This is a genomic window from Martelella sp. (assembly GCF_984369615.1).
Genome location: NZ_CFHTCS010000100.1, coordinates 1 through 4,334 on the forward strand (window position 1 = coordinate 1; position 4,334 = coordinate 4,334).

Genomic DNA, 4,334 nt, shown 5'->3' on the forward strand with positions numbered 1-4,334 from the left:
GAACGTTTTCCTATGTCCTGAAACAGCGCCAGGGCACAAAATTCTAGACAGTCTCCCGTTCTGGGTAATTTGTATGGTCGCCGGTAAAGACAGGCGCAGTGTCACCTTCCATTTCCCTTGGGGAAGGAAGCGCGCAACGAAACCAGGCCGGTATGTTCGAACACGATCAGACATCAGGGCTAAGCTCTACCAGAACGTTCAGTCCGGAAGCCATGCGCAATCTATCCAGTATCGTTCATACCGTTTTGCGAATTCCGTCATCTCTCGGACATTGGCCTGAGGTGTCTGGCAGGCCCGGGCGCAGGTGGTAACAACATCTCGGTATAAAGCCTGAGAAACCGGCCGAATGCCCTCGTAGTTTAGAATCAGGTCGGGAAGCCGTTCCGTGATCACCTCGCCGCGAGGGGCCATGACAATGGTCGGCGGTGTGCTATGCGCATTGATCAAGACGTACCTCCAGCTCGGATCGGCCTGTCCCTGAGCCGGAACGAGTTCGCAGGGGCAGGCATCACCGCCTCCGGAAATCTCCTGATAGATTGCCTCGATCGCTTGAGCTTTCCTGGCGATCAAAACATAGGGCCCTGCCGGCGTATAGCCGCCCATCCGCTCGTCATACTCGATGCCCAGTAGATGCCGCAGGTCGTAGTGGGTCGATTTGTCTAGGGTCGCACGTTCCGAGGTAAACCATTGGAGTTGGCGCAGGGTGATCCCGGCTGCCGCTGCGACGTCTTTCGGCGGGTTGGGCCAGCAGGCGACCAGATTCCGGGCGATTTCAGCCGTATTGTCGTGCTCTTCGTAGGCCGGAAATTCGTAGTCATCATCGTCGTCATCGTCTGACGGCTCTTCTCCCGAAATCAGCCAAGTCCTTCGGCTCATACCGTCGTAATGAAAATAGCGGGGTTGATCGGGTGGGAGCGCCGTTTCCCAGGATGACAGCCATCGGCCAGCTTCCCAATCCCGGTCTTCGAGGGGAACAGATGGCGGTTGGCGCATCGGCAAGCTCAGCCATTGCTCTATGCTGTCCTCCAGTTTTCGATTGCTGAGGCCGCGAGGCCCGCGGTGCGCACTCCGGTTGTGAGCGTCCTGCGCATCGAGACAAAGGGCTTCCACGCATGCGGCCAACGACAAATCGACCGGATCATGCCGTTGCGACAGCCATCGGGAGTCATCGTGAGCCGAGCGAAGTGATGCAGGAGCTGTCTTATCCTTGGTATCGGCAACCTCAAGACGGACGCCGATTGTGGCGAGATCCGCCGCGAGCCCCGGATCTGCCTGTGCCATATAGCGATTGACACGAAGAACATCCGGCAAGCCCCGCAACCCCTCCGCGTCTTTCCAAGCCGTCCACAGCACCTCGCATAAAGATTTGCGCTGGCCGACGGTCGAGAATGTCAGCCAGCGGATCGGCAGGCCGGCGACGGTGACGCCGTAGAGTATGATGGGATCCAGCTCGCGTCGTTTCGCATCGGCCAGCCTTATGGGATCGCGGACAGCGACGATGCCGTGCTGAGGATGATGGAAAAGAAACTTCGCAGTCGATACGAAGAAGTGGTGCTCTCTTTGTGGCTGCTGCTGCGGTTTATCAACCATGGCTGTTCCCGAACGACCAAATCACTGTTCGCAATCTTACGATTTTGAGGTCAAAGCCCAAATCCTTTTCTCCCCGCGTAAAAAGCCGTACGCGCGGGTTCAGGAAAACCGTGAGGAATAGACCGTTTTCGAATTGCGCGCTCCGGTGCGCTCCTGCGGACAGCCGTTTAGATGGAAGTACTTGCCAGCGAAAATACTTCCTCGTCAAATCAGTGGCTTAGCAAACGCGGTCTAGACCGACTTTTGGCGCCGCCACTTGGCAAACCTCCAGTGGCTGCTAAACTGCGTAGCAGTAGCAGCCCACCAACATTTCTTTTGGTGAAAGGACTGCGCCATGGAACCCAAAGACTCTCTCTTTCTTGAAATCCTCGGAATCAAAGCTGGCGCTCACGGGCGCTTTGCAATCGTCGCCGTGTTGTTGACTTTTCTTGTGGCGGGAGCGGGCTATCTATCGGGTCACTCCGTCGGAATGTGGTGATGTCGGCGGCTGCAACGGTGGCCCAGGCAATTTTAGGAGCTGGCGCCCGTCGCTTTGTCCAGTCCACGCGATCAACATATCTTCTCCATTCCCCGCGATAGTCCGCAGCCGCGCGGAACGAGGGAGAAAACAAGATCGGGTTTCCGTCATCCGGTGACGGTCAAAATCCAGAGGCGCCCAGTTTCGGTCTCGCCCCAGATCCGTCATGTTATTGAGATCAAGCCAAACTAGGTTGTTGAAGAATTTGAGGCCGAGGACTTTGGTAGCAGCTGGGTCGCGGGTTCGATTCCATTCAAGACCTTATAGTCGGCAAAACAGGGGGGAAGGGCTGCTCTCAGAGATATCAACGAATGACCGGAAAGGGGCCGACCGCTGGCTGGCGGCTCTTGGTTACACTTCTCAAAAAACAGACCTTCGTCTAGCTAAGGTCGGAACGGAATGGCCGAATCCCATTGCTCGAGTTTTCGCAATGACATTGAGGTTTCGGAACGACGCTTTTGTAAACGTGGTTGAGGGCTCGCTGCTCCCGCCGGTTCGACTGCTTGAGAATAGGCCAATCGATCCAGTTGCGCCGGCTTTGAGCCCTGTTCAAACGAACTCGATGCCCTCGCACTTGAAGGCGCCCAACTTCTCCTCATCAGCCAGCAGATTGCCGCTGATGTCGGCGGCGTGATTTTGATGGTGCGGCACTGGCCTCGGTGGGCGAACAGAAAACGTCCGGATTGTCGAGCGGATCCTCCATCGTGGCGCCGTTGCGGTTTTATCGGCCTTCGGAGGCTTGCGTCGCGTACCAAGCGGAGACGGCCTGTATCTGTTCTTGCGTCATGTTCTCGGCGATCTCTGCCATGACGTGCGTGTATTGCGTGCCGCCGCGCGTTCCTTCTTTCCAGAGATGAAGGTGCTCCGAGAGGTACCATTCGGGCAGACCGGAGAGATAGGGATAATAGGGGTTTCGCGAACGGCCGGCGGCGCCGTGACAGCTCTGACAGGCGGGAAGCTTGCGAGAAGCGATGCCCTCCAGTGCGATGCCCCGCCCGAGCTCCAGAAGTTCATCCCGGCTGGCCGGAGGCCCCGCAGCCGCTGCCATCGGCACCGCGCTTCCCCCGGCATCGCCTTCGCCCTCGAGCACCCCCGCCTCGTCCTGTTGTGTTTCGGCGGCCGGAACCAGCGCTTCGACCGCATCCGTCGCGACCGCCGGCGGGGCGGATGCGGGCGCGTCGTCGCTCGTGTCGGAACCAGCCGGTCCGCGAGCAGCCACGGCTTCGTCGTCGGAACCAGGGGGCGCCGGCTGCGCCGCAAAGTAGTGCGCGAGTTCGGCGAGCACCTCCGTCTCGTAGCGGGTCGCGGGCGGTTCCATGAAACCGCTCTGACGGTCGCCACGCGCAAAGGCGAGCAGGGTGGCATAGAGATAGGGCGCGGGTTGGCCGGCAATTACCGGGAAGGCGTGGCGGGCCTCGTCCTCTCCGCGGCCCAGCCCGTCGCGACCGTGGCAGCGGGCGCAATCGGAGAGCGCGTTGTCGATGATGCCGGCGAGTGCGGGCATGGTTTCACCACCCGCTTCGAGATCGTCGTCAGCCAATCCGCCGCCCAGCGCGAGGTTCGCATATTCGGCCCGGGACATCTCGGGAAGCGCCCGAAGAAACGCCACCTGCGCCCAAACCTCGTCCTTGCGGTCCTGCGCCGGCCAGGCCGGCATCCCCGAGTACTTGATGCCGTTCCTGACGATCCAGAACAGCTCCTCGTCGCTCCATTCCGCGACCTTCTCCTCGAGGCGCGGCGGCGAGGGCACCATCTCCTCGACCACCGGTGATTGCGGCACGCCGGGGGCGCCGTGGCAGGATGCGCAGCCGGTCGCGTAATGCCCGGCCGCGCGACGCACCAGCATCGGGTCGCCGAGGTCGATCTCCTCGGGCTTCGAGATCAGCATCGACTGTGTTCTGACAGCATTCTCCATCGTCCAGCCGAGGAACCATTGTGTCACCGACCAATGCCCGGCCGAGGCAGCGATCGAAACCAGGCCTATCCAGCCGACCAGCAGCGCGCCTGTCAAGCCAAGCACGGCGAGGCCGGAGATCCTCTTCCAGGTGATGACGACGTTCAGGTGCATGGATCCCTCCCGGGCGATCGCGGGCGCATTACCGGCAGTCCCAGAAGACGAAGACCGGTAGCGTCTCGAAGACCACCGCGGCGAAGGAGAGCGCGGCGAGAAGCAGCGTCGAGAATTCCAGGAAGCGCTCACGCGCCTCGGGCGTGTCCTGATTGTTGC

At 60.3% G+C, this 4,334-nt stretch carries 3 protein-coding genes; 1 reads left to right on the forward strand and 2 read right to left on the reverse strand.

Annotated features, from left to right (window positions below; all coding sequences use genetic code 11):
- Nucleotides 1–198: 198 nt before the first annotated feature.
- A complete protein-coding gene (locus AC5DC2_RS10270; protein ID WP_036238496.1) occupies nucleotides 199–1,590 on the reverse strand; it encodes a hypothetical protein in 1,392 nt (463 codons plus the stop codon).
- Between the two features lie 334 nt (nucleotides 1,591–1,924).
- On the opposite strand from AC5DC2_RS10270, the gene AC5DC2_RS10275 reads away from it, so the two are divergent.
- The gene (locus AC5DC2_RS10275; RefSeq protein WP_156484764.1) at nucleotides 1,925–2,068 is read left to right on the forward strand and encodes a hypothetical protein; all 144 of its coding nucleotides are present in this window, start codon (nucleotides 1,925–1,927) and stop codon (nucleotides 2,066–2,068) included.
- 760 nt (nucleotides 2,069–2,828) lie between these two features.
- Here AC5DC2_RS10275 and AC5DC2_RS10280 read toward each other — a convergent pair.
- A complete protein-coding gene (locus AC5DC2_RS10280) occupies nucleotides 2,829–4,175 on the reverse strand; it encodes a c-type cytochrome (protein ID WP_061449946.1) in 1,347 nt (448 codons plus the stop codon).
- Between the last annotated feature and the right edge of the window lie 159 nt (nucleotides 4,176–4,334).